The following is a 21,513-nucleotide window of genomic DNA, read 5'->3' on the forward strand; positions in this document are numbered from 1 at the left end:
AAATTGTTGCGGGCCGGCTGCGGGCTGCTGTCTCTGTCTCTGTCTCGGAAATTGTTGCGTGCCGGCTGCGGGCTGCTATCTCTGTCTCTGTCTTGGTAATAATTCCCGCGGGATTCCTGCGGGCTGCTGTCTCTGTCTTTAAAATAATTATTTCTGCGAATGTCCGGTTGGCCGTCGGAATCGACTCTCCGTTTGAAAATTGCTCTCACGGGCATTTCTCGCGATTGCGGGGCGAAGGTCGATCGCTTTTGAGGCGCATCTACTCCGCGAGTGTCGGGACGGGGCTTGCGTTCAAAGCGGGGAGAGGATGGTTGTGAGTCCTGACGGCGGCCTTCGCTTTTAAATGGCTTGCTGTCGGAATTCGATCGCGAAAAGTTGGGTTTGGTAAATTTTCTCATTGGTTTCTTGTGCTCAAAACGTTTTGGCTGAAGGCTAATCGGTTGTAGATTGTAGATGTGAGATTCTTGATTGAGGGAGCAATCTTGGGGCTTTGAGATTTTAGATAGTCTAGCGAGGGAGCAAGGATTTTGCTGTGTTCAAATTGCTAGTTAATAACTGATAAATCCTGTTTTGCCGATCGACCTTTTTGCGGTTTTATGTTAGCCGTGCAAGGATGGTTAATTAATCCCTCCCCATGCCCAACTCTTAACTGCTAAATCCTTTAAGTCTCAAGATCTAAAAGTGCCAGAAGTTCGGTCAATCTTTCGGGATCGGTGAGATATAAATATCCGACCAAGGTTTCTAAGCTGCTGGCTTGTTGGTATATCTCTGGATCTGCTCGTTTAGAACGGCCCGCTGCAGCATTGCGGCCGCGCTTGACAATTGCTAATTCTGTACTGTTCAAGTAAGGAGAGAGCGATCGCAAATGACGCGCTTGAGTTTCGGCTCGTACTTGCCCCACCACTAATTCGTGATAAGCTTGCAATCTTTTGGGTGGGACTAAGTACGAACTCCGAACGTAGAGTTCGTACACTGCATCTCCCAAATATGCCCAGGCTGCGGGCGAAATTCTTTCTATTTCTGCTGGTGTAGCCCTCGCAGGATGCACTCGATTTAAACTGATATCCGTCAGACTCAGTTTGAGTCCGTCATCTGCGATCGGCGACATACTTTTTTAAATAAAACTTCCGCACAGCTTGGTTTTTCTAGTCACTTAATTCTTGCGTCTTTCGTTACTTCAGCAATTATAGCTTTCCCAGGAGTGTTCGCTGTCAGATCGCGAAACGAGATATATAGGCAAAGCTTTGCGTGACGATCGCACTCCTAAAAAAGGCTTTTTACCAAATCGGGATGCTCTAATTTTTATACCATTTTTCCGCGTGTTTGCCACACATATTTTACTGCCCCTCCACCGAAACTCTAAGCATCGGGGAAATAGCGGCTGGCGCGTGTCGCAGCTTCTGGAAAAATCGGTATTGTTTTACCAGCAAACAAATAAAAATTTGCTATCCAGCGTTGAGAACCGGATAGCTAATTTAACTCACTTTGGCGTCAAGCATCCTTGACGTTTTTTACCGCCTCATCAACCGAAGGCTGCAAAGACAAAAATTTCTCTAAGCGAACCAGTTTAACAGTCTGAGTTACGCGGGGATTTGAGACAATTTGCAATGTCCCCTCCAAGGTTTGGGCTTTTTTGACAAGTTGCACAAGTGCGCCCAAGCCTGAACTATCCACAAAGTCTATCTGAGACAAGTCCAAAATTACGTGTTTTGGGCCCTCGTCAATACATTTGCTTATTACCTTCCGAAAAGTGGCCTCAGAAAAAGCGTCCAGCAGGCCAGTCAGGCGAAATAACTGACAGTTATTCCTGACTTCGCGAGTGCCTCTGAGGCTAACGGTCAGGGTCAATGACTCAGGAATGACACCCTCCTAGCTAGATATGGCTTAAAGTCGAGGCTTCATTATAGGAGTTTTTTGGTCTTTTGTCTACAGTTTTTTTTGTCAGTGGTTTTTAGTTTTTTTGAGGCAGCAGTCATTAACGGTTGACTGCTGACTGCGGACTATTTACTGCTGGCTACTTTCTGATTGTCTCGCATTGACTGCACGAATCGATCGAATAAATAATCGGCGTCGTGCGGGCCCGGACTGGCTTCTGGGTGGTACTGCACTGAGAACAGTGGCAGAGTTTTATGCTTCAATCCGGCTACGGTACGATCGTTCAAATTGAGATGAGTAATTTCTACTTCGGGGGCTAGGGAATCGGGGTCGATCGCAAAACCGTGATTTTGGCTAGTAATTTCTACTTGCTCAGTTAAACCCGCTGGATGATTCAATCCCCGATGGCCGAACTTAAGTTTAAAAGTTTCTGCACCCAAGGAAAGTCCCAAAATTTGGTGTCCCATGCAGATGCCGAATACGGGTTTGTCCGACTTTAACAAAGCTTTCGCAGTAGCGATCCCTTCCGTGACCGCCGCCGGATCTCCGGGGCCGTTGGACAGAAAAATGCCGTCCGGGTTGTATTTGAGGATTTCCTCCGGCGACGTGTCAGCGGGGACAACGATGACCCGACACCCGTAACTCGCCAGACGCCGCAGGATGTTGCGCTTGATCCCAAAGTCTAGCGCTACCACCGTCCACATTTTGCCATTAGCAGGTTTGACTGTAGGACTGAACTCCCAAACCGAGTCCGTGGCTTCAGACCACTCGTAAACCTCGCGAGTGGTGACTTCCTGGACCAGATTCAGCCCGTCCATGCTGGGGGCGTCTTGTACTAGCTCCAAAAGCTCTGCCTGGTCGAGAATCGTGGTCGAAATGCCGCCGTTGATGGCTCCCACCGTGCGAATTTTGCGAGTGAGGGCGCGGGTGTCGATCCCGTAAATGCCGGGGATATCGTACTGTTTCAGGTAGTCTTGCAGAGATTGCGAGCAGCGCCAGTTGCTGGGGCGGCTGCAGACGTTGCGGGCGATCGCACCTCGAATTTGCGGGCGCGAGGATTCTTCGTCTTCGAGATTTACCCCGGTATTGCCCAATTCTGGATAAGTAAAAGTTACAATTTGACCGCAATAGCTGGGATCGGTCAATACTTCTTGGTAGCCCGTCATTCCCGTATTAAATACTACCTCGCCAACGACGGTGGCGTCAGCGCCAAACGACCAGCCGCGGTAAGCAGTACCGTCAGCCAGGACTAGGAGAGCGGGTTGTGCAGTTGAAAGTGACATGGCATCCTTAATTACTTTCGTTTGGTTTCATTCTTACCACTGCCAGGGATTTGATGCTAGTCGGCAATATACAGATATTATTTGAATTTGTGCAAGGGTTCGCAAAACCAAGGCACTTATGCCGGAGGCAGAAGCAACAGGTAATCAAAAAGCTGCAACAAGTGCAAATTTTCCATCTCCCCCCGCGCCAGCAATTTCTCTGCCAGCAGCTTAGGTGGCGGGCGGAAATTCTCTATCTATACCAAATCTATACCAAAAGGCAGTTGTCGCTGTTACGATCGAGCTACAGCGTTTAACGAAACTATGGCTAGTAAATCTCCCTTGCCTTTACTCTCAAACTTATACAAGCATCTACTGAACTCTCAAAAACTGTGCAAACCGTTACTGGTTGTAACAACAGTTATTTCTCTGAGCAGTTCAATTTTAGTAGGGACTGTTGCCAACTCCTCGCGAGCAGTGGCTCAAGAAAGTGAGGGATGCTTCATGCGGAGCTCGTCAGGTCGAACCGTCAATCTCAGCCAATCAGTCTGCGGTTTTCTCCCCAAAGAATTGACTCCCAGCACTTCGGCGGCGGCAAAGTCTGGAGTGTTTCAGGCAAAAATCAAACGGCGAGAGGCTAATATCCCCGTCATAGAAGTCACGTTTAACGGCAAACAAAAGTTCGAGATGATGGTAGATTCTGGAGCTAGTGGCACAGTAATTACACCAGCAATGGCTAAAGCCTTGGGCGTTGTTCTCCAGGGAACAGTGCAAGCACAAACTCCCAACGGAGTTGCTACTTTTCCCCTCGGTCGCTTGACTTCTATGGAAGCAGGTGGTCTGGCAGTTAACAATGTAGTTGTCGCAGTCTCGCCATCCCTAGATATCGGACTGTTGGGTCACGACTTTTTTGGTAATAAAGATGTGACTATTAAGCAAGATGTCATTGAATTTCGATCGCGCTCTTAAAAAAAACGAAGAAGTCCGAGGGAAGAAGTAAAGAAAACTTGAAAATTCAATAATTTTTCTTGTTAGTTAGTTAAAACAAAAAATACCTTTTTCCTTCTTCCTGGCATCCGTGACATCCGTGACATCCGTTACAGAATCCGTTGCCGAACTTCCTTCATCCTTCTTCCATCCGTTACATCCGTTACAAAATCCGTTGCCGAACTTCCTTCATTTCAAAAACTCAATCAACTGCTGCAACTTCAACCAAGATTCACCGCTCAATAAAATGTCCTTAGCCATAGAAACTCCTGCGGCGTGGGAACCCATAGGAATTGCACCTCCCACCTGAAAAGCCAAAGACGAATTCAAAGCTACAACATCCATTTGTGCGGGCGTACCTTTGCCTTGCAAAACGTTCCGCAAAATCTCGGCGTTTTCCTCAACATTTCCGCCTTTTAACGAGCCGATCGCACTTGGTGTCAATCCTACCTTTTGGGGGTCTAAAGTAGTGAGTTCCACTTTGCCATCTGACAAAACCGCCAAATCAGTCACATCACCCAACCCCGCCTCGTCCAATTTTTCTCTGCCGTGAACGACTACAGCTAACTCAGTCCCCAACTCGCCCAAAGCTTGAGCAATAGTTGATACCAGACTAGGATCGAACACCCCGATTACCTGCCCTGTAGGGCGCATAGGATTGACAAGGGGCCCTAATAGGTTAAAAATAGTCCGCACCTTCAAAGTGCGCCGGAGCGACGCTACAGCCTTAAGTGCGGGATGCCACCCAGGCGCAAATAAAAAGGTGATGCCCACAGAGTCTACCGCAGATCTTACCTTCGCGGGATCGGCGTTGAGGTTGACTCCCAGTGCTTCCAACACGTCAGCAGAACCCACTTTGCTCGATGCGGAGCGATTTCCGTGTTTCGCGACTCGAACGTTGCCGGCGGCGGCCACAAAAGCTACAGCAGTGGAAATGTTAAACGTGGAAGCGCCGTCGCCGCCTGTGCCGCAAGTATCAATTAATTTGAGATTGGAGATTGAGGATTTTTTGGGATTGAAAACGCTCTCCGACTCACCTGCAAGCGACTGAGAATCCAATACCTGAGCCATTCCTACCAATTCTTGGGCAGAGATGCCTTTGGCTTGGATGGCCGCTAAAATGGCTCCTGAGAGGACGGGGGGAATAGCTTCTGCTAGCCATCCCTGCATCAAGTCGGCTGCTTGGGCGCGTGAGAGAGATTGTCTGTCTAATAGTTGTTGCAGGAGGGCTGGCCACACAGGAGAATCCGCCGTCTGGGTTGAAGCTGGGGATAACTCTGGCGTTGCTAGGAGAGGAGAATCTGTCATTTATTAGTTTTTAGTCAAATTTAGCCCGATCGAGCTTTGCGGCCAAACCGAGAATCGATCGGGATTTTACCAGACTTGCCGACCACATTTTGCGCGATCGGGCCCATATTTTTGCCCAAATGCCAGCACCGCTACAGAATTTTTCCACCCGCAGTAGCAGAATATGAATTTTTTGATACAACAATTACCCTATTGTTGTGCCAACTTTACATAGAAACCCCAGATCGTACAACTGCCAGCAGTCTGCTGTATTATCTATCAGCAATAATACTTAACAGTCACTCAGGGCACCCAAAGACCGATAAAAGTTTCCGACAGGAGTTGTGGAGAGCAAAAAATTTTAGACATTAGGAGAACCCCAGATTCATCTCTGGAGTCAACTTTAATCTAAAATCTCAAATCGACTGACAGCAAGGACAGCGAGCATTTAGCTCTTGCAGGCGGGTTAGTTGCTTCGGGTAAGAGTCGATCGTACTCTCACCCACATCCTAAAAATAGGCTCTTGCGGTTGTAGAAGTCGCTGCCTTTTATTGTAACAACATCCTTGCTACTAACTTATTTCAGGGTATTCAACTGCTAATCTATTCAGGGAGATTTCAAGGAGCGGGTTTTGCTCGAACACCTGCACCGCAGGCAGATCGATGTGCCAATGCGATCGAGACAGCCAGCCAAGCATCAAATAAATACCGGATTAGCTAAACTTTCCGCAACAATCACTAATAACTAACAGTCCAGTAGGACAGATGAATAAACACACTCGTCTCCGGCTGCGACACACCATCTTTCAGCCTAAATAACGGCTCAAATTTAACAGGCGGTCGATCAAAAATATTAAACTGACACACAAGAGCAGGGTATTCACAAGTGGGAAATCAAAAACTAGGAAATAAAGCGATAGAATGCCTGAATGTCGCGGAGGCACTGCACCAAATGGAAGCAAAATATTATAGTATGTTTGAAAATGCTGTGTCGGGTATTTTTCAAACAACCCAATCCGGTCGCTACATCAGCGCTAACCCAGCTTTGGCTCGCATCTACGGATATAATTCCGCCGAAGAATTGATGGGTTCTCTGACTGATATCAGCGATCAGCTTTACGTCAACCCCGATCGCCGCGATCAGTTTGTTTCTGCTTTGCAAGCACAGGGCATCGTATCGGATTTTGAGTCGCAGATTTATCGGCGGGACGGAACAATAATTTGGATCGCTGAGAATGCGCGGGCTGTCTGCGATGAAGCAGGTAAATTGCTCTACTACGAAGGTTTTGTAGAAGATATCACCCAGCGCAAGCAAGCAGAATCTGCACTTCGAGAAAGCGAAGAACGCCTGCGCTTAATAATTGAAGGCGTTAAGGATTACGCTATATTCATGTTAGATACTGATGGGTATGTAGCTAGCTGGAATTCTGGTGCAGAACGCATTTTTGGATACAGAGCGCATGAAATAGTCGGCAATAATTCGGAGTGTTTTTTCACGAAAGAAGATATTGAAATTGGCAAGCCCCAACAAAAATTAATCCAGGCGGTGGCAGAAGGTCGATACGAAAATCAAGGCTGGCGGCTTCGCAAAGACGGATCGCGATTTTGGGCGAATATTATTGTTACTCCTTTGCGCGATGAAAGGGGAAAGTTGCAGGGCTTTTCTCAAGTAATGCAGGATATTACTGAGCAAAAGCGGGCGGCTGAGGAAAAGATGCAGTTGATTGCTTCTTTGCAGGCGTCGGAAAAAAAGTTTCGCACTTTGTACGAATCGACGACTGATGCGGTAATGCTGCTAGACGAAGAGGGTTTTTTGGATTGCAATTCGGCTACTTTAAAGTTATTTGGATGCAGCACTGAGTCGGAGTTTTGCGGCAAGCATCCTTCGGAGTTCAGCTCGCCGTTGCAACCGGACGGACAAGATTCTATGAGTCTTTATCAAGAGCGAATTAATACGGCTATGCGATCGGGAAATTGCCGTTTTGACTGGAGGCACTGCCGTTTGGATGGTTCTGAATTTCCAGCGGAAGTGCTGCTAACTTCTATGGATATCGGCGGCAAAATAGGGCTGCAAGGCGTGGTGCGCGATATCACTTATCGGGTGCAGGCTGAGGAAGCCCTGAAGCAGGCTAATGAGGTATTGGAATGCCGGGTTAAAGAGCGGACAAGTCAGTTGGAAGAGGCTATTAAAAAGTTGAGGTTATCGGAAGAAAAGTTTTCTAAGGCTTTTCGGTCGAGTCCAGATCCGATGATTATTACTACTTTTGCTGAGGGTCGTTTTATTGAAGTTAATGATAGTTTTCTGTCGATGACTGGTTACGATTTAGAAGAAACGCTCTGGAATACAGTACCGGGGTTAAATATTTGGGTAAGACCTGAAGACCGACTTAATTTTAGGCGAAGTTTGCACGAACAAGGTGTTGTTCGCAATCAGGAGTGCGAGTTTCGGATGAAGTCGGGATCGGTGGTGGTGTGTTTGCTGTCAGCGGAATTGATTAATTTGGACGGCGAACTCTGTATGCTGGCGGTGATGACGGATATTACCGATCGCAAACACGCCGAAGAAGCCCTACGGGAAAGTCAGCGGGCCTTGGCGACGCTGATGAGCAATTTGCCGGGAATGGCCTACCGTTTTCGCAACGATGCCGATCGCAGTATGGAGTTTGTCAGCGAAGGTTGCTATCAGTTAGCCGGCTATTCTCCTGAAGAATTTATCGGCACTAGGGAAATTTCTATATCGGAATTGACTCACCCGGACGATCGCGATAATTTGTGGAATGCCGTGCAAGTTGCTTTGCAAGAAAATCGACCCTATCAGCTAAATTACCGAATTACTGCTAAAAATGGCGAATTAAAATGGGTTTGGGAGCAAGGTTTGGGAGTGTTTTCCGACTCTGGAGAATTGATAGCTTTGGAAGGGTTAATTACTGATATTTCCGAGCAGAAACGCAGTGAAGAAGCTTTGCGGCGATCGCAAACAGAGTTAACCCAACAAAAACTTCAACTCGAAAATACTTTGCACGAATTGCAGCAAACTCAAGCTCAATTGATTCACACTGAGAAAATGTCTACTCTCGGTCAAATGGTAGCTGGGGTCGCTCACGAAATTAACAATCCTGTTAGCAGCGTCTGTGGCAATCTCGTTCACGTCGGCCACTACACGGAAGATTTGCTGAATTTGCTCGATATGTACCAGCAGCACTGCCCGCAGCCGCCGGCAGCAATTCAAAATAAAATTAAGGATATCGAATTAGAGTTTCTGCTAGAAGATTTGCCGAAAGCGATGTCTTCGATGCAGGTTGGGGCCGATCGCATTCGGGAAATCGTGCGATCGCTCAGAAATTTCTCCCGCAAAGATGATTCTCAAATGAGCAAAGTTAACCTGCACGAAGGGATTGAAGGAACGCTGCTGATCCTGCAAAGTCGCCTGAAAGCCAGAGGTAACTATCCCGAAATTGCGGTAATTAAGGACTATGGAAATTTGCCTTTGGTTGAGTGTTATGCTGGGAAAATCAATCAGGTATTTATGAATTTGATCGGAAATGCGATCGACGCGATCGAGGAATACAACGAAGGGCGTTCAGTTGCCGAAGTCAAAGCTAACCGCAGCAAGATTAAAATTAGGACAGAAGTCCAAAACTCCAATGCTGTAATTAGGATTTCTGACAACGGCCCCGGTATGCCAGAAGAAGTTTCCCAGCAGTTATTCGAGGCTTTTTTTACCACCAAACCCGCCGACAAAGGCACCGGTTTAGGTCTGTCAATTTCCTACAAAGTTGTCCAAGAACACGGTGGCAAACTGAGCTGCGTGTCTGCACTCGGGCACGGAGCAGAGTTTATCATAGAATTGCCGATCGAACAACCGATCGAACAATCCTAAAGTGCGATCGGGGCGATCGCATCGGGATAACGAGTCGCGGTTTCTAGTGAGGACTAAAGTCCTCATAAAACTCGCTCGCACTAAAGTGGGTAAGATGCAGTGTGCATTGAATTCTATAGAATTATACATATAGAAATTTTGCATAAGTTCTGTATTGCTAAAACCCTGGCTTTTCTTATTTCTTCCTTCTTTCGGCTTCCATCCGTTACATCCGTTACATCCGAAGAAAGCGAATCCATTGCCGAACTTCCTTCTTCCTTAATTACACCTTTCCCAATAAATTCGAGCCACATTATCTCCCGGATTTTGCCCCAAACAATCCGCAAAAAGTCCCCCAGCTTCCCTAAAATTCTTCATATTGTACAAAGACAAAGCCTGAGTAAATAGTTGCAGAGTCGCTAACTTCCCCGCTTTAACTTCCGGCAAATCAGCATCAAAAACTTCATAAACAGTCACCCATTCAGACTTACCCTTAACCTGAACTTTATCAATTACCCGAATTGCATAATCACCCGGATTCCTCAAGCGATCGAAAGTCTGCTGAGTAATTAACAGCGACACCCCATAATTTTTCGTCAAACTTTCAATCCGAGAAGCCAAATTAACCGCATCGCTAATCACAGTACCGTCCATGCGGCTTTTTCCGCCTACTATACCCAGAATCAAAGAACCAGTATTGATTCCCACCCCAATCTCAACTGGCACATCGCCCACACAAGCGCGATCTCGATTGTATTCCGCAAGAGTATGCAGCATTGCAATTCCCGCTTTCAAAGCATCATCCGCCCCCTCGCTAAACAAAGCCATAATTGCATCACCAATATATTTATCAATAAACCCTTTATTTTCCACAATCAGCGGTTCCATTCGACTCAGATAAGAATTGATAAATTTAAAATTTTCTTCAGGTGTCATCTGTTCCGAAAGAGTAGTGAAATCGCGGATGTCAGAAAACAAAACTGACATTTCCAACTCCACCGCTTCTCCCAATTTAATATCAACAATACTGTCACATCCCAAAAAAGCTAACAACTCCTTGGGTACAAAGCGACTTGTCGCCTCCGCAATTTCTAATTCTGCATCCAGTGAAAGTTCCAAATTGCAATTGACCTCAAAGAGATCCTCAATAAACTTTTTGCGTTCTGCCTCAGCTTCTTTGCGTTCCGTGATATCTTGAAGAGTGTTGATAGCATAAACAATATTTCCTTGTTGATCGTAGATGGGAGTAGCGAAGATTTCTAGGGGAATAATCTTGTCACCTTGATGAACTTCTGCATCGTCAGCCGTAGCACTTTCCCCATTCAACGCGCGCACGCTGGGCAAATTCTCCGTAGGATACTTTTGATTCGTCCCTGCTTGATAGAGTTGATAAACCTCTGACAATTGCTGGGAACTGGTATCCGGCACAACTCCTTTACCAAATATCTCTTTTGCTTTCCGATTGATGTAGTAAGGTTGGCCGTCCGCGTTCAGCACACCCACACCAATCGGCATTGCTTCCAAAAACTGTGTCAACCGATTTTCATTTTCGTGTAGTTTAGCAATGAGTACGGTTTGCTGGCTGTTTAACTCGGCCAACTCCTGATTTATTTGCTGGAGTTGGGCATTTTGTTGTGCCAGTTGTTTATCTTGAAGATAACTATTTAGCGCTTCTCTAACGGTCAATTTTAAGTCTTCCGGTTGCCAAGGTTTGGTAATATAACGATATAAGTTTGCAGAGTTGATAGCATTGGCGATCGCCCCAATATCTGCTTGTCCTGTTAGCATAATTTTTATAGTTTTAGGCGAAATTATATGAGCCTGTTTTAACAGCTCATCTCCCTTCATATCAGGCATAATATGGTCGGAAATAATTAAAGGAATTTCATCTCCCTCCTCTAGCAATTCTTCAATTAGCTCTAATGCCTCTTGCCCACCTTCAGAAATTTCGATTATATAATCATTGCCCACAGCCTCTTGCAGTTCTGCTTTGAGGCTCCTGAGTACAGTTTTTTCATCATCAACACAGATAATTACCTGTTGGCTCATAGTTTAGATAAACCAGATTTAATAGTTTCTAGCAAATCGGACTCCAACCAAGGTTTAGATAAGCAACCATGAAGGTTAGCCTGTTTTTGTACTCTGTCAATGGCTACTTCATCCGCTTGACCAGTCAGCATAATTTTAATAACATTGGGGTAGTTTTGGTGAATGCGAATCAGCAACTCATCTCCCCTAATACCGGGCATTAACCAATCACAAATAATCAGAACAAGGCTAATTTTGTCATCATAAAGTTCGCTGATCACCTCTAACGCCTCCTCAGCATCTTCGGCTCCTTCGTAGGTGTACGCATTCCCAAATTCTGCTGCTAGCTGCGTCCTGAGACTGTCTAATATTATTTTCTCATCGTCAACGCACAAAATAACTGGTTTAGACATCTATTTTTTCTCCTTTTTAATTGTTATTAGTAGCCAAAGTAGCACAAGTAGCCAAAGTAGTAAAAGTAGTAAAGTGTATTAGTAGACTCCATCTTATCTTAAGATGTCACAAGCCAACGGCTCGCCAAATCCTCTCCCCCTCCCCAGTCGCCGAAACCAAGAAACTTATATGCGTAGCACCTTAGCTGAGCATAACGCATCGTACTGCTGTTTTACATCCGTTTCCTGTTGAATCGGAGTTAGGGGCCTCAAAACGCTTTAACTTTTGAAATACTCCCAATGGGGTAGATTGCAGCTTAGGCGGAACCAAGCAAAATCCGACCTACTTACTACCTTATATCGTTTGCGAGATCCTTGAGTTGCTTATAAAGTGATCCTTGGCAGGAAAACATTAAATGTAGTTTTGCCCGGAATTGATTCCACTTCTATTTTTCCCTGATGCTTGTCAACAATCTTCTTCACAATATCTAGTCCCAATCCGCTACCTTCTCCTGCGGGCTTAGTAGTAAAAAACGGGTCAAATATTTTCCCTTTTATCTCTTCAGGTATCCCTTTGCCGCTGTCGCTAATGCTAATCTTAGCCTGGTCATCTTGAGCCGTTAACTCAATTGTTAACGTGCCTCGATAATCCATTGCTTGCAAAGCATTGTGAATTAAATTAGTCCAAACTTGATTTAGTTCGTCGGGATAGCACAGTATCGGCGGGATATCGGCATAGTTTTTGATGACCTCAACTCCCTGTTTGAGTAGATTTTGATACAGGGTTAAGATTGTTTCAATACCTTCTTTAAGACTGGCTGCTGTTTTTTCGCCAGACTGTTCGTAGCGGGCATAAGTTTTTAAGGCAAAAACTACTTTTGATGCTTTATCTGTGGCTGTGGTGATAGTAGCAATGCCTCTTTTTAATTCGGAAAGTTTGTAGGCGATTTCTAGGAGATGTAAACTATCGGATCTTTGCAACAAAGACACAAATGTATCAATTTCATTATAAACGCCCATGATCACTAGGCGATCGGCTATGGTATCGGCACTTTCAATTCCTAATTCTTCCAGTTGGCTTCTCAAAGCTCTCTTCAACTTGCGTTCTTCTTTGGTTGATAAGCTGGCTTCTTGTTGCAGGGAACGCTGCAGTAAACTCAACAAATTCTGTGCTTCTTCTGGGGAGAGAGATTGAAAAAGTGTGGGCAATTGTTCTAAAGTTTGATTTAAGAACTTAGAAACATTTCCTGCCGACGAGCGAATCGCGCCCAGGGGAGTGTTAACTTCGTGAGCAACTCCGGCCACAAGTTGTCCTAAAGCTGCCATTTTTTCTGATTGAATCAATCCTTCTTGGGTGGCTTCGAGATTGCTTAAAGCTTGTGATAATTCTTGAGTGCGTTCTTCTACTTTTGCTTCTAGGTTGGCATAGAGTTGGGCATTTTCGATTGAGATGGCAGCTTGCGAACACAAGACTTTTAACAGAGATACTCTGTCGGGAGTAAATGCACCTGTTACTAGGTTATTTTCTAAGTAAATTATTGAAATAAGCTGATTCTGTTTGAGCAGAGGAACGCAGAGAAGAGATTTAGTTTTATGAGCTTTTATATAAGTGTCATTCGTAAATCTGCCTTCCCGACTAGAATCATTTAAAACAACATCTTTGTGAGTGCGGCTTACATAATTAATCACTGATAAGGACAGTAACTGACTGCTTTCAGATGGGATGGACTGCAACAAATTGATGGTATCGGAATCAACTGCACCGGATGCTTCAATCAGTAGTTTACCCTGAGATTCCAACAACAAGTATCCCACCTGTGCGCCAGCATTCTCCATCATAATTGTCATCAATTTTCGGAGTAATTGCTCTAGCACAATTTCACCAGCAATGGCTTGGGAAGCTTTGATAACTGTCGCTAAATCTAAAGCTGTACTCGCTCCTGTGGTAGTGTGAGCATTGGGGACGATAGGGCCTGTATTTTTACCAAAAATCGCCCCTGATTTTGCCTGTAGTTGTGGATATCTTGCTTCTAAATCCTCAACTTTTGCCTTAGCTTGCCAGCGAGTATAGCCGTAGTGTGCTCCTTTGAGATAGGTTTGGGCAATCTCCTCCATACCGCTTACTAGATAAAATTCCGCTGCTAACTCATAGGCTAAAGCTTCATCTTGAATATATCCGTTGTCTCTTGCTCCTTGAATCGATCGCTCGTAAAGTTTTGCTGCTTGCCAATTATCTCCTAATACTCGCGCTTTTTCTGCTTGTACTAGGTCGTATTTATGCTGGAAATTGAACGGGGCAAGCTCGGCCCATTGCTTCATTTGCTTTTGGTTTGATTCGACTCCCTCCAAATTTTCCATGAGCTCGGGAGAATACTGAGCGAGCAGGGCAAGAGAATAGTAGAAGTTATGGATAGCAACATACATAAATCCCATGAGAGAATCTATGTATTCTGCAGCTGCGATCGCATTCTTCACGGCATCGGCATAGTTTTTGAATAAATAAGCGAGATTTAGTTTGGCTACGTAAACAAGACTAAGCAGCGTGCGGTTCTTCGTGGCTAGCAAACGGGGAAGTATTTCCTCCTCGTTAAAGCTTTCGCCCAGCAAGCGAGATGGGGTGGCTGTTGTTTCCAAAAGATTTAAAATAACTTGCCGCCAGATATTAGTCTGGTAAAGAGTATATTCCTGTTTGAGCTTCCATAATTGTTCGCAGGATTGGTGCATTTTTGATGCAACAGATTCTAGTCCTTCTCCAGTCAAAAACAGGGTAACACAATAAGCTTTAATACAATAACCTGCGTACTCATTATCTCCTGTTTCAAGTCCGCTTTTATTTCCCTCTAGTAGCAGAGAAAGACTGCTTTTTGCGGGAGCTTTCCAGTGTTTCACTAAAGAACAAAATAAGTTATAGATTTTGGCTTTTAGCTCTATAGCATGATATATATTTACTAACTTTAGTGCCAATTCTCCGGCGTGATATCCAGTTTGTATGTTGCCTTTTCCCGAACAGATAACAGCATACGCAGCATAAGCATAAGCAGCCAAAGCTGAATAACCTTTTTGAATTGTCAGGTTAACCATTGTCAAAATAATTAACACTAAAACTCCGGGTTTCGCAAATAAAGCGGACGGACAAATAGACATCAAAATTCGCATGGCTGCGAGTTGAGCAGCGTCAGTCATTTCCGGGAAGCTTTCTAAGTCCATAAGTGCTGGCATATCTACGTTACTATCTTCTCCTGTAGAGAGAGAAATTTCTAGTAATTTTAATGCTTCTAAACCAGTTTCTATTGCTTTAAGTGGCTGATTCTTAGCGGTATAAATTAGCACTTTTAGTTCGTAAGCTTTTACCCTGTCTAGGTGATTTATTGCTCGTTCCAAGATAACTTCAGCTAATTTTTCTGCACCCTCAAAGTTGGTGTTTAAATATTTAGCCTCTACCATTTCTTGATAGAGATTTAGGGTTAATTTATACTGCGTTTGCCAACTTTCTTCGGTTAAGAGGCTTAATCCTGTCTTCAAATATTCAACCGCAGCACTGTAAGCCGTCGCTGCTTTGGCTTTCTGGCCCGCTATCAAATTAAGTTTGGCAATTTCGTTTCGCTCTTGTTGATGGGTTAGTAGGGGCTGTACGGCCCTGCTTAACCCTACCCCGATATTCAGATGATCGACAATTTCAAATATTTTTTTTGATCGTGTTTCGGGCGAACTGTTCTTTAGCAACAGGCGACCAATTTGTAAATGAATGGCTTGTTTTTCAGAGTCGTCAATCAAAGAATAAGTTGCTTGTTGGATGCGATCGTGTCCAAACTTATAGTGTTGAATTAAAAGTTGACTATCTAATTCTGAGATAGTAAAAATTAACTCAGAATGAATGGCTTTTTTCAGCGCATAGAAAATTTCAGCGGGGGAGCGATCGCAAATAATTGATAGAGTGTTTAAGTCAAACTCTGCACCTATACAAGCTGCAAAACGCAATACCTGTTGAGTATTGGACGGCAATTTATTGAGTTTGCCTACCATTAATTCTACCACATTGTCAGTAATGGCTCTCGCCTCAATCTGAACAATATTCCACTGCCAAGTGCGCTCCTTAAAATCGAAATTTAGCAAATTTTCAGTATATAAGTTTTTCAATAATTCCGTAATAAAGAAAGGATTGCCGCTGGTTTTTTTTAGAATTAATCCTGCTAAATCTCTGACAGCATAACGCTCACACTGCAACGTATCTGCAATCAATTCATTGATATGTGGTTGGGCTAAAGGTACTAAGGTAATCTGGTTAACAGTGGCTCCCTCAGAGCGGATATCTTCCAAAGTCACCATCAAGGGATGAGTAGAATTGACTTCGTTGTCTCGATAAGCTCCAATCAAAAATAGATATTGGGTATCTGCATCCACCATCATCAGTTGGATTAATTTGAGGGTGGCAGAATCTGCCCATTGCAAATCATCCAGAAAAATGACTAAAGGATGCTTTTCTGAACAAAATACCCGAATGAAATTGCCGAAGATAAGATTAAAGCGATTTTGCGATTCATTTGCACCTAATGCAGACAAGGCCGGCTGTTTGCCTACAATCAATTCAACTTCGGGAATTACATCAATAATAATTTGACCGTTAACACCAAAAGCATTTAATAATTTTTCTCGCCATTGATTAAGCTGTTCTTCGCTTTCGGTTAACAGTTGTCGCACTAATCCCTTAAAAGCGCTGACAATAGCAGAGTAAGGAATATTGCGCTGAAATTGGTCGAATTTTCCAGCTATAAAATAGCCTCTCGCCTTAGTTATTGGTTTATAAACTTCGGATACCAGTGCTGACTTGCCGATTCCAGAATAACCAGCAACCAGCATTAATTCTTTACGGGATTGCTGGTTGTTTTCTGTTTTGCTAATCCGAGAGAAGGCTGCTAGTAAATCTGCAACTTCTGCCTCGCGTCCGTAAAGTTTTTGGGGAATTTGGAACTTGTCGCAAATATCTTGACGACAGAGGGCGAATGATTCAATTTTGCCATTTGTCTGTAACTGGTTCAAGCATTCTTCTAAATCTGATTTAATTCCGCAGGCACTTTGATATCGTTCTTCTGCTGTTTTGGCCATCAGTTTGAGTGTGATATCAGAAATAATTGGGGGAATTTCTGGATTAACCTGATGCGGCGGTACTGGTTGTTTGGCGATGTGGCAATGTAACAACTCCAAAGCATCGTCAGCGGCAAATGGAAGTTGTCCGGTGAGGAGTTCGTAGAATGTAACGCCCAAAGAGTAAAAGTCGGTTCGATAATCAAGAGAACGGTTCATCCTTCCAGTTTGTTCTGGAGAAATATAGGCTAATGTACCTTCTAAAACATTGGGGTTTTTTAGGGTAGGATTTTCGCGGGTGAAGACAGTAGCAATGCCAAAATCGATAATTTTAACTTGCCCGGTTTCTGGGTTGAGCAGGATATTGGCGGGGTTAATGTCTTTGTGGATAATTTGGGCAGCATGAATTCGAGCCAAAATCTCTGCTGTTTGAATAGCGATGCGGAGGAAGTGCTGTAAAGATGAAATATTTTGCGTTTCTGTAGGGTTATCATTCAAAATTTTTAAAGAAGTGCCGCCAAAATCTTCAAAGATAATGACTAGAGTTCTTTGATACTCTTGTAGGCTATAAACTTTGACAAATCCTTCGATATTGTTGAGATTGCAAGTAATTTCGTATTCCTGCTTGTAGCGGGTAAGTTCAGCAGGATCGGGATAATCTTGAGCGAGCATTTTGAAGATAACAGGTTGATTGTCCTGTTCGCGAATGGCTCGATAAACCGTCGAATTTGGGCTTTCGTAAATTCGATCGAGAATCTCGTATCCTTCAATTTTTAACATTTTGGGTAATTTTTAGAATGTTAATTTTTATGTAAAATATGGTAATCTGCACCTTTTTGAACAGTCGCTTTTTTTGAGTGGAATTATTTCTACTTAACCTGAGATGTTGCACCATTCTCACTAAGCCTTTTATGGGCGGGCTAGAAGCCCACCCCACAACAAAATTCACTCTTTGTGGAACAGGGCGAAAAGCCTGTTAAGCGAGAATGGTGCAACATCTCAGTTTAACCGGACTTGTATTATTGACTAGAACTAGCTATCTTTGACAAGGACTAAATGACACTCGGTGAAAAGCCGATCGCCCGCAGCGTTCCAAAGCCAATTTATGTTTGGCTGTTCCATATCCCTTGTTATTTGTCAAGTCATATTCAGGATACTTAACAGCCAAACGTACTATTAATTCATCGCGCCAAACTTTCGCCACAATACTAGCAGCAGCAATCTGAATCGATCGCGCATCACCCTTAATCATCGTCTCTTGCTCGATCGCCAAATTGGGGATTCTTTGATTCCCATCAACCAAACACAAATCCGGCGTCACCTTCAACTTCAAAATCGCCCGTTTCATCGCCAACAAAGAAGCCTGCAAAATATTGAGGCGATCAATCTCCCGCACCGAAGACGCACCAACTTGACAGTCAACCGCCACAGCCCGGATTTTTACGGCTAACCGACTCCGGGCTGCGGCACTCAACTGCTTGCTGTCGCGCACCCCGCAACTTGCTAATTCATCGAGAACTTCGTCGGGCAAAATGCAGGCAGCAGCCACCACCGGCCCGAACAAAGCGCCTCGTCCGACTTCATCCACACCCGCAATTACTAGAGCGTTCGAGGGAGAGGGGGAAAGGGGAAGATGGAAAGATGGGAAGAGAGTAAAAATTTCTACTTCTTCCTTCTTCCCTCTTCCCTCTGACTTCTTCCTTCTTCCCTCTGACTTCATATCACTCATCCACAACGGCTGACGAGCGGCGGCGGCGGCGACGGTTGATAGCAGGCTCCTCGGGTTCGCTGGGTTCGCTGGGTTGGCTGGGTTCGATCGGCTCCTGGGATTCGATCGGCTCATTGAGTTTGATCGACTCATTGAGTTTGATCGGCTCATTGAGTTCGATTGGCTCATAGGATTCGATCGGCTCATAGGATTTGATCGGCTCATAGGATTCGATCGGCTCATAGGATTCGCCCATCACATCGCTGGGTTCCTCCATCCGATCAAAATCATCAGTTGCGTCGATCGAACTCTCGCCGTAAATTTGGGCTTCATCATCCTCAGAAAAAACAGGCTCAACTACCGACCTTTCTGGATAATAATCCCGTTCCTCAGCATTCTGTGCAGGCGCGGTCGGTTCAAATTCAAATTCGAGCTGCTCAAAAGGCGGCTTGTTCGGGGCCGCTCCGGGGAGAGTCACCGAAACGATCGCATTCTTAGGATTTTTCACGCTGCGATCAGTAAGCACCAAAGGAGAAACCCCCATCAGCGCATAAACATCCTGCTCCTCCGCCGTCATTTCCACCGAAATCACCTCTGGAGGCTCCACCATCGGCTTCATCAACTCAGACTTAGCCGGACGCACGCGATCGAAATCCTCGCGCCTGCCAACAGTCGCCATATTCACCAGCCCGAAGCCCTCCGAAGCCGCGCGGATGCCGGGGGGTGCTAGATACTCAGAGCGCGTATCCGCGACGGGCGCGCTCGGAGTATTCGGCAGCCGCAACTTGCTGCGTACCGGTTCCTCCTCCGCCGGCAGAGCAAAAGGCTCTTCGCCAATCCGGCGGCGGCGGCGGCGTCTAGTTCCGTTCCCCAAATCCTGATAGCTGGGATGGTTGAGCAAGTCCAAAGGCGAGGCATTGCTGCCCGTCTCAAAATCCAAACTTTCGCTCTGAGGTTCCCAAGCAGCCCGAGCAGGTTCCGGGGGGCGTTCTTCCCGCACCGGTGCAGGAGTTGCAGCCGCCACAGGCGTCAAGCTGCGGCGTTCCAATCCTTCGGGCAAATTCAACAAAACGCGGTTCGACGTAGCAACGGTGCGATCGCCCGATTCCCGCACGGCTGCGGCGAAGTCTTCTTCCCCGGGCAAGTGCACCAGATGACCCAACCCGCTGCAAGTAGGACAACTGTGGCCGAACAACTCGTAAATATTTTGACCTTGGCGCTTGCGGGTCAGTTCTACCAGCCCCAATTCCGACAGTTGAGCGATTTGCGGCCGAGCTTTGTCAGCTTTGAGAGCTTTATTGAAATGTTCCAGCACCTGCAACTGATCGCGGCGGGATTCCATGTCAATAAAGTCAACAATAATCACCCCAGCAATATTGCGTAACCGCAGTTGTCTAGCAATTTCCGTTGCTGCTTCGCAATTTGTCCAGAGTACAGTTTCGCGAGCCGTCGCCGATCGAGTAAACGAGCCAGAGTTGACATCTATCACCGTCAGCGCCTCAGTCGGCTCGATAATCACATAACCACCCGAAGGCAAATCAACCCTTGGTCTGAGGGCTTCTCGAATCGCAGCGTTAACGCGGAAAAATTCTAAAATCGAGGCGCGCTCTCGGTGGTGGTCGATCAAAACTCCCGCAGGAAGTTTACCGCCGTTCCAGCTCATCAACTGCTGCTTCACCCGCTTAATTCCATTTTGCGAGTCCACCACAATCCGATTCACGTCACCGCTGAACATATCTCGCAGCACCCGCTGGATAAAATCGTCATCCCGGTTGAGCAGTGCCGGCGCCCGCGAAGTACCGCCTTCGAGTTGAACGGCTTCCCATTGTTTTTGGAGGACTTCCAAATCTTCCATGATCGCTTCTTCGGTCATCCCTTCAGCCTCGGTGCGTACCAGCAGCCCCATCCCGGCCGGTTTCACCAAAATAGCCAGGGCTCTGAGGCGGTTGCGCTCGGCTTCCGACTTGATCCGCCGCGAGAGATTGACTCCCCTGCCGTAGGGCATCAGTACCAAATAGCGGCCCGGCAGGGTAATGTTGCCTGTTAGCCGAGGGCCTTTGCTGCCCGTCGGTTCTTTCATTACCTGTACCACCACTTTCTGCTGGGGGGTCAGGAGTTCTGTAATTGCTCCTGCCGAGCGTTTAAGGCGCAGCGGGCCGAGGTCTGTGACGTGCATAAACCCGTTACGCTCTGGATCGCCAATATTGACGAACGCCGCATCTATCCCAGGGAGTACATTTTCAACAATTCCCAAGTAAATGTCACTGACTTGATGGCTGCCTGTGGCTACCACAAGTTCTTGGATTTGATCTTCTGAAAAGACGGCAGCAATACGATGCTGCTCTGCTATAACTATCTGCTTGGTCATTCAATTTCCTCAAAAAACTGGCAGCAAGTTAGAGACACTTACGCACAAAAGTGTTTCTGACTTTGACTGTAATTAGTAGTAGCTTGAAGAGTTATGAGCTGTGAGTTGGTGCAGGGAGGAAGGAAATTTAACTGTTCACTGTTAACTGTTGACTGTTGACTGTTCACTGTTAACTGTTACAGATAAAGTAGTTAAACCCGCCCTTACAGAGTTATGAGTTATGCTCAGCAGATAAATCTGAGAGATTGAAATAAGGAGGCTTTTATCGAGTTAGCAATATTGAGATTTGAGTTGAGAATTGCGAAATCAATACTCAAAATTCAACACTTACAACTCTTCATTTGAACTCAGCGAATAAATTCATTGACACCGTACCAATTTCTTAACACACAACTTAACACTACGAACTGATAACTCCGCTTGCGTGGTGGTAGAGGGCTGGTTTTGAGCGAAAGTAGGTAGGAGTGAAAGCACCTAGACTTTTGTTGAATTCTTGTGCGATCGCACTCAACATACCCCAGCTTGGCATTCGACTGCAACCTCCGCCCCTGCCAACCCTAAAACCTCGTCTGTCGATTTTAGATTTTAGATTTTAGATTTTAGATTTTAGATTTACTCCACAGATGAATCTGGGAGATTGAAATTTAGTCTAAAATCTAAAATTTT

At 45.4% G+C, this 21,513-nt stretch carries 14 protein-coding genes and 1 pseudogene; 3 read left to right on the plus strand and 12 right to left on the minus strand.

The annotated features are described in order from the left end of the window. Positions 1-398 (minus strand): annotated as a pseudogene (locus QUA77_RS17960) (23S rRNA (guanosine(2251)-2'-O)-methyltransferase RlmB); the annotation flags it as partial. 263 nt (positions 399-661) lie between these two features. Then, complete coding sequence (locus QUA77_RS17965; RefSeq protein ID WP_190662113.1) at positions 662-1,108, minus strand: Mini-ribonuclease 3; 447 nt, start codon at positions 1,106-1,108, stop codon at positions 662-664. Between the two features lie 136 nt (positions 1,109-1,244). On the opposite strand from QUA77_RS17965, the gene QUA77_RS17970 reads away from it, so the two are divergent. Beyond that, positions 1,245-1,505, plus strand: a complete 261-nt coding sequence (locus tag QUA77_RS17970) for a hypothetical protein (RefSeq protein WP_333290859.1) — start codon at positions 1,245-1,247, stop codon at positions 1,503-1,505. On the opposite strand, the gene QUA77_RS17975 is transcribed toward QUA77_RS17970, so the two are convergent. After that, positions 1,492-1,848: an STAS domain-containing protein gene (locus QUA77_RS17975; protein ID WP_015176627.1), complete on the minus strand. Its 357-nt coding sequence runs from the start codon at positions 1,846-1,848 to the stop codon at positions 1,492-1,494. The two genes, QUA77_RS17970 and QUA77_RS17975, sit on opposite strands and share 14 nt — an antisense overlap. A gap of 152 nt (positions 1,849-2,000) precedes the next feature. Beyond that, positions 2,001-3,158: a glutamine-hydrolyzing carbamoyl-phosphate synthase small subunit gene (gene carA / locus QUA77_RS17980; RefSeq protein WP_333058866.1), complete on the minus strand. Its 1,158-nt coding sequence runs from the start codon at positions 3,156-3,158 to the stop codon at positions 2,001-2,003. Positions 3,159-3,461: 303 nt separating this feature from the next. On the opposite strand from carA, the gene QUA77_RS17985 reads away from it, so the two are divergent. Further along, positions 3,462-4,106 (plus strand): retropepsin-like aspartic protease, encoded by a 645-nt coding sequence (locus QUA77_RS17985; protein WP_333073274.1) that lies wholly within the window; start codon positions 3,462-3,464, stop codon positions 4,104-4,106. Positions 4,107-4,313: 207 nt separating this feature from the next. Here QUA77_RS17985 and trpD read toward each other — a convergent pair whose 3' ends face one another. Both trpD and QUA77_RS17995 read right to left on the minus strand, forming a co-directional pair. After that, a complete protein-coding gene (trpD, locus tag QUA77_RS17990) occupies positions 4,314-5,432 on the minus strand; it encodes an anthranilate phosphoribosyltransferase (RefSeq protein ID WP_333451562.1) in 1,119 nt (372 codons plus the stop codon). Positions 5,433-5,442: 10 nt separating this feature from the next. Then, on the minus strand, positions 5,443-5,613 hold the full coding sequence (locus QUA77_RS17995; RefSeq protein WP_333037234.1) for a hypothetical protein: 171 nt from the start codon (positions 5,611-5,613) through the stop codon (positions 5,443-5,445). Positions 5,614-6,296: 683 nt separating this feature from the next. Here QUA77_RS17995 and QUA77_RS18000 point away from each other — a divergent pair. Beyond that, positions 6,297-9,290, plus strand: coding sequence for a PAS domain S-box protein (locus QUA77_RS18000; protein WP_333451564.1), 2,994 nt, complete (start codon positions 6,297-6,299; stop codon positions 9,288-9,290). A 258-nt stretch (positions 9,291-9,548) separates the two neighbouring features. Here QUA77_RS18000 and QUA77_RS18005 read toward each other — a convergent pair whose 3' ends face one another. The 6 genes from QUA77_RS18005 to QUA77_RS18030 all read right to left on the minus strand — a co-directional run bounded on the left by QUA77_RS18005 (position 9,549) and on the right by QUA77_RS18030 (position 21,376). Continuing rightward, the gene (locus tag QUA77_RS18005; protein WP_333037236.1) at positions 9,549-11,318 is read right to left on the minus strand and encodes an adenylate/guanylate cyclase domain-containing protein; all 1,770 of its coding nucleotides are present in this window, start codon (positions 11,316-11,318) and stop codon (positions 9,549-9,551) included. After that, positions 11,315-11,710: a response regulator gene (locus tag QUA77_RS18010; protein WP_333037237.1), complete on the minus strand. Its 396-nt coding sequence runs from the start codon at positions 11,708-11,710 to the stop codon at positions 11,315-11,317. The genes QUA77_RS18005 and QUA77_RS18010 overlap by 4 nt, the downstream gene beginning before the upstream one ends. 363 nt (positions 11,711-12,073) lie before the next feature. Continuing rightward, a complete protein-coding gene (locus tag QUA77_RS18015; protein ID WP_333037238.1) occupies positions 12,074-17,551 on the minus strand; it encodes an AAA family ATPase in 5,478 nt (1,825 codons plus the stop codon). Positions 17,552-17,807: 256 nt separating this feature from the next. Then, a complete protein-coding gene (locus tag QUA77_RS18020; RefSeq protein WP_333037239.1) occupies positions 17,808-18,491 on the minus strand; it encodes a ribonuclease HII in 684 nt (227 codons plus the stop codon). Between the two features lies 1 nt (position 18,492). Further along, positions 18,493-20,847 carry an Rne/Rng family ribonuclease gene (locus QUA77_RS18025; RefSeq protein WP_333037240.1) on the minus strand — a complete coding sequence of 785 codons (2,355 nt, stop codon included), beginning with the start codon at positions 20,845-20,847 and terminating at the stop codon, positions 18,493-18,495. A 400-nt stretch (positions 20,848-21,247) separates the two neighbouring features. Next, a complete protein-coding gene (locus tag QUA77_RS18030) occupies positions 21,248-21,376 on the minus strand; it encodes a hypothetical protein (RefSeq protein WP_333037241.1) in 129 nt (42 codons plus the stop codon). Between the last annotated feature and the right edge of the window lie 137 nt (positions 21,377-21,513).

The organism is Microcoleus sp. K5-D4, assembly GCF_036704575.1.
Classification (GTDB): domain Bacteria; phylum Cyanobacteriota; class Cyanobacteriia; order Cyanobacteriales; family Microcoleaceae; genus Microcoleus.

Coding starts and splice junctions, on each gene's coding strand:
- QUA77_RS17985 (WP_333073274.1), top strand. CDS start 3,462: ATGGCTAGTAAATCTCCCTTGCCTTTACTCTCAAACTTATACAAGCAT.
- carA (WP_333058866.1), bottom strand. CDS start 3,158: ATGTCACTTTCAACTGCACAACCCGCTCTCCTAGTCCTGGCTGACGGT.
- QUA77_RS18025 (WP_333037240.1), bottom strand. CDS start 20,847: ATGACCAAGCAGATAGTTATAGCAGAGCAGCATCGTATTGCTGCCGTC.
- trpD (WP_333451562.1), bottom strand. CDS start 5,432: ATGACAGATTCTCCTCTCCTAGCAACGCCAGAGTTATCCCCAGCTTCA.
- QUA77_RS17965 (WP_190662113.1), bottom strand. CDS start 1,108: ATGTCGCCGATCGCAGATGACGGACTCAAACTGAGTCTGACGGATATC.
- QUA77_RS18010 (WP_333037237.1), bottom strand. CDS start 11,710: ATGTCTAAACCAGTTATTTTGTGCGTTGACGATGAGAAAATAATATTA.
- QUA77_RS18020 (WP_333037239.1), bottom strand. CDS start 18,491: ATGAAGTCAGAGGGAAGAAGGAAGAAGTCAGAGGGAAGAGGGAAGAAG.
- QUA77_RS18030 (WP_333037241.1), bottom strand. CDS start 21,376: ATGCCAAGCTGGGGTATGTTGAGTGCGATCGCACAAGAATTCAACAAA.
- QUA77_RS18015 (WP_333037238.1), bottom strand. CDS start 17,551: ATGTTAAAAATTGAAGGATACGAGATTCTCGATCGAATTTACGAAAGC.
- QUA77_RS18005 (WP_333037236.1), bottom strand. CDS start 11,318: ATGAGCCAACAGGTAATTATCTGTGTTGATGATGAAAAAACTGTACTC.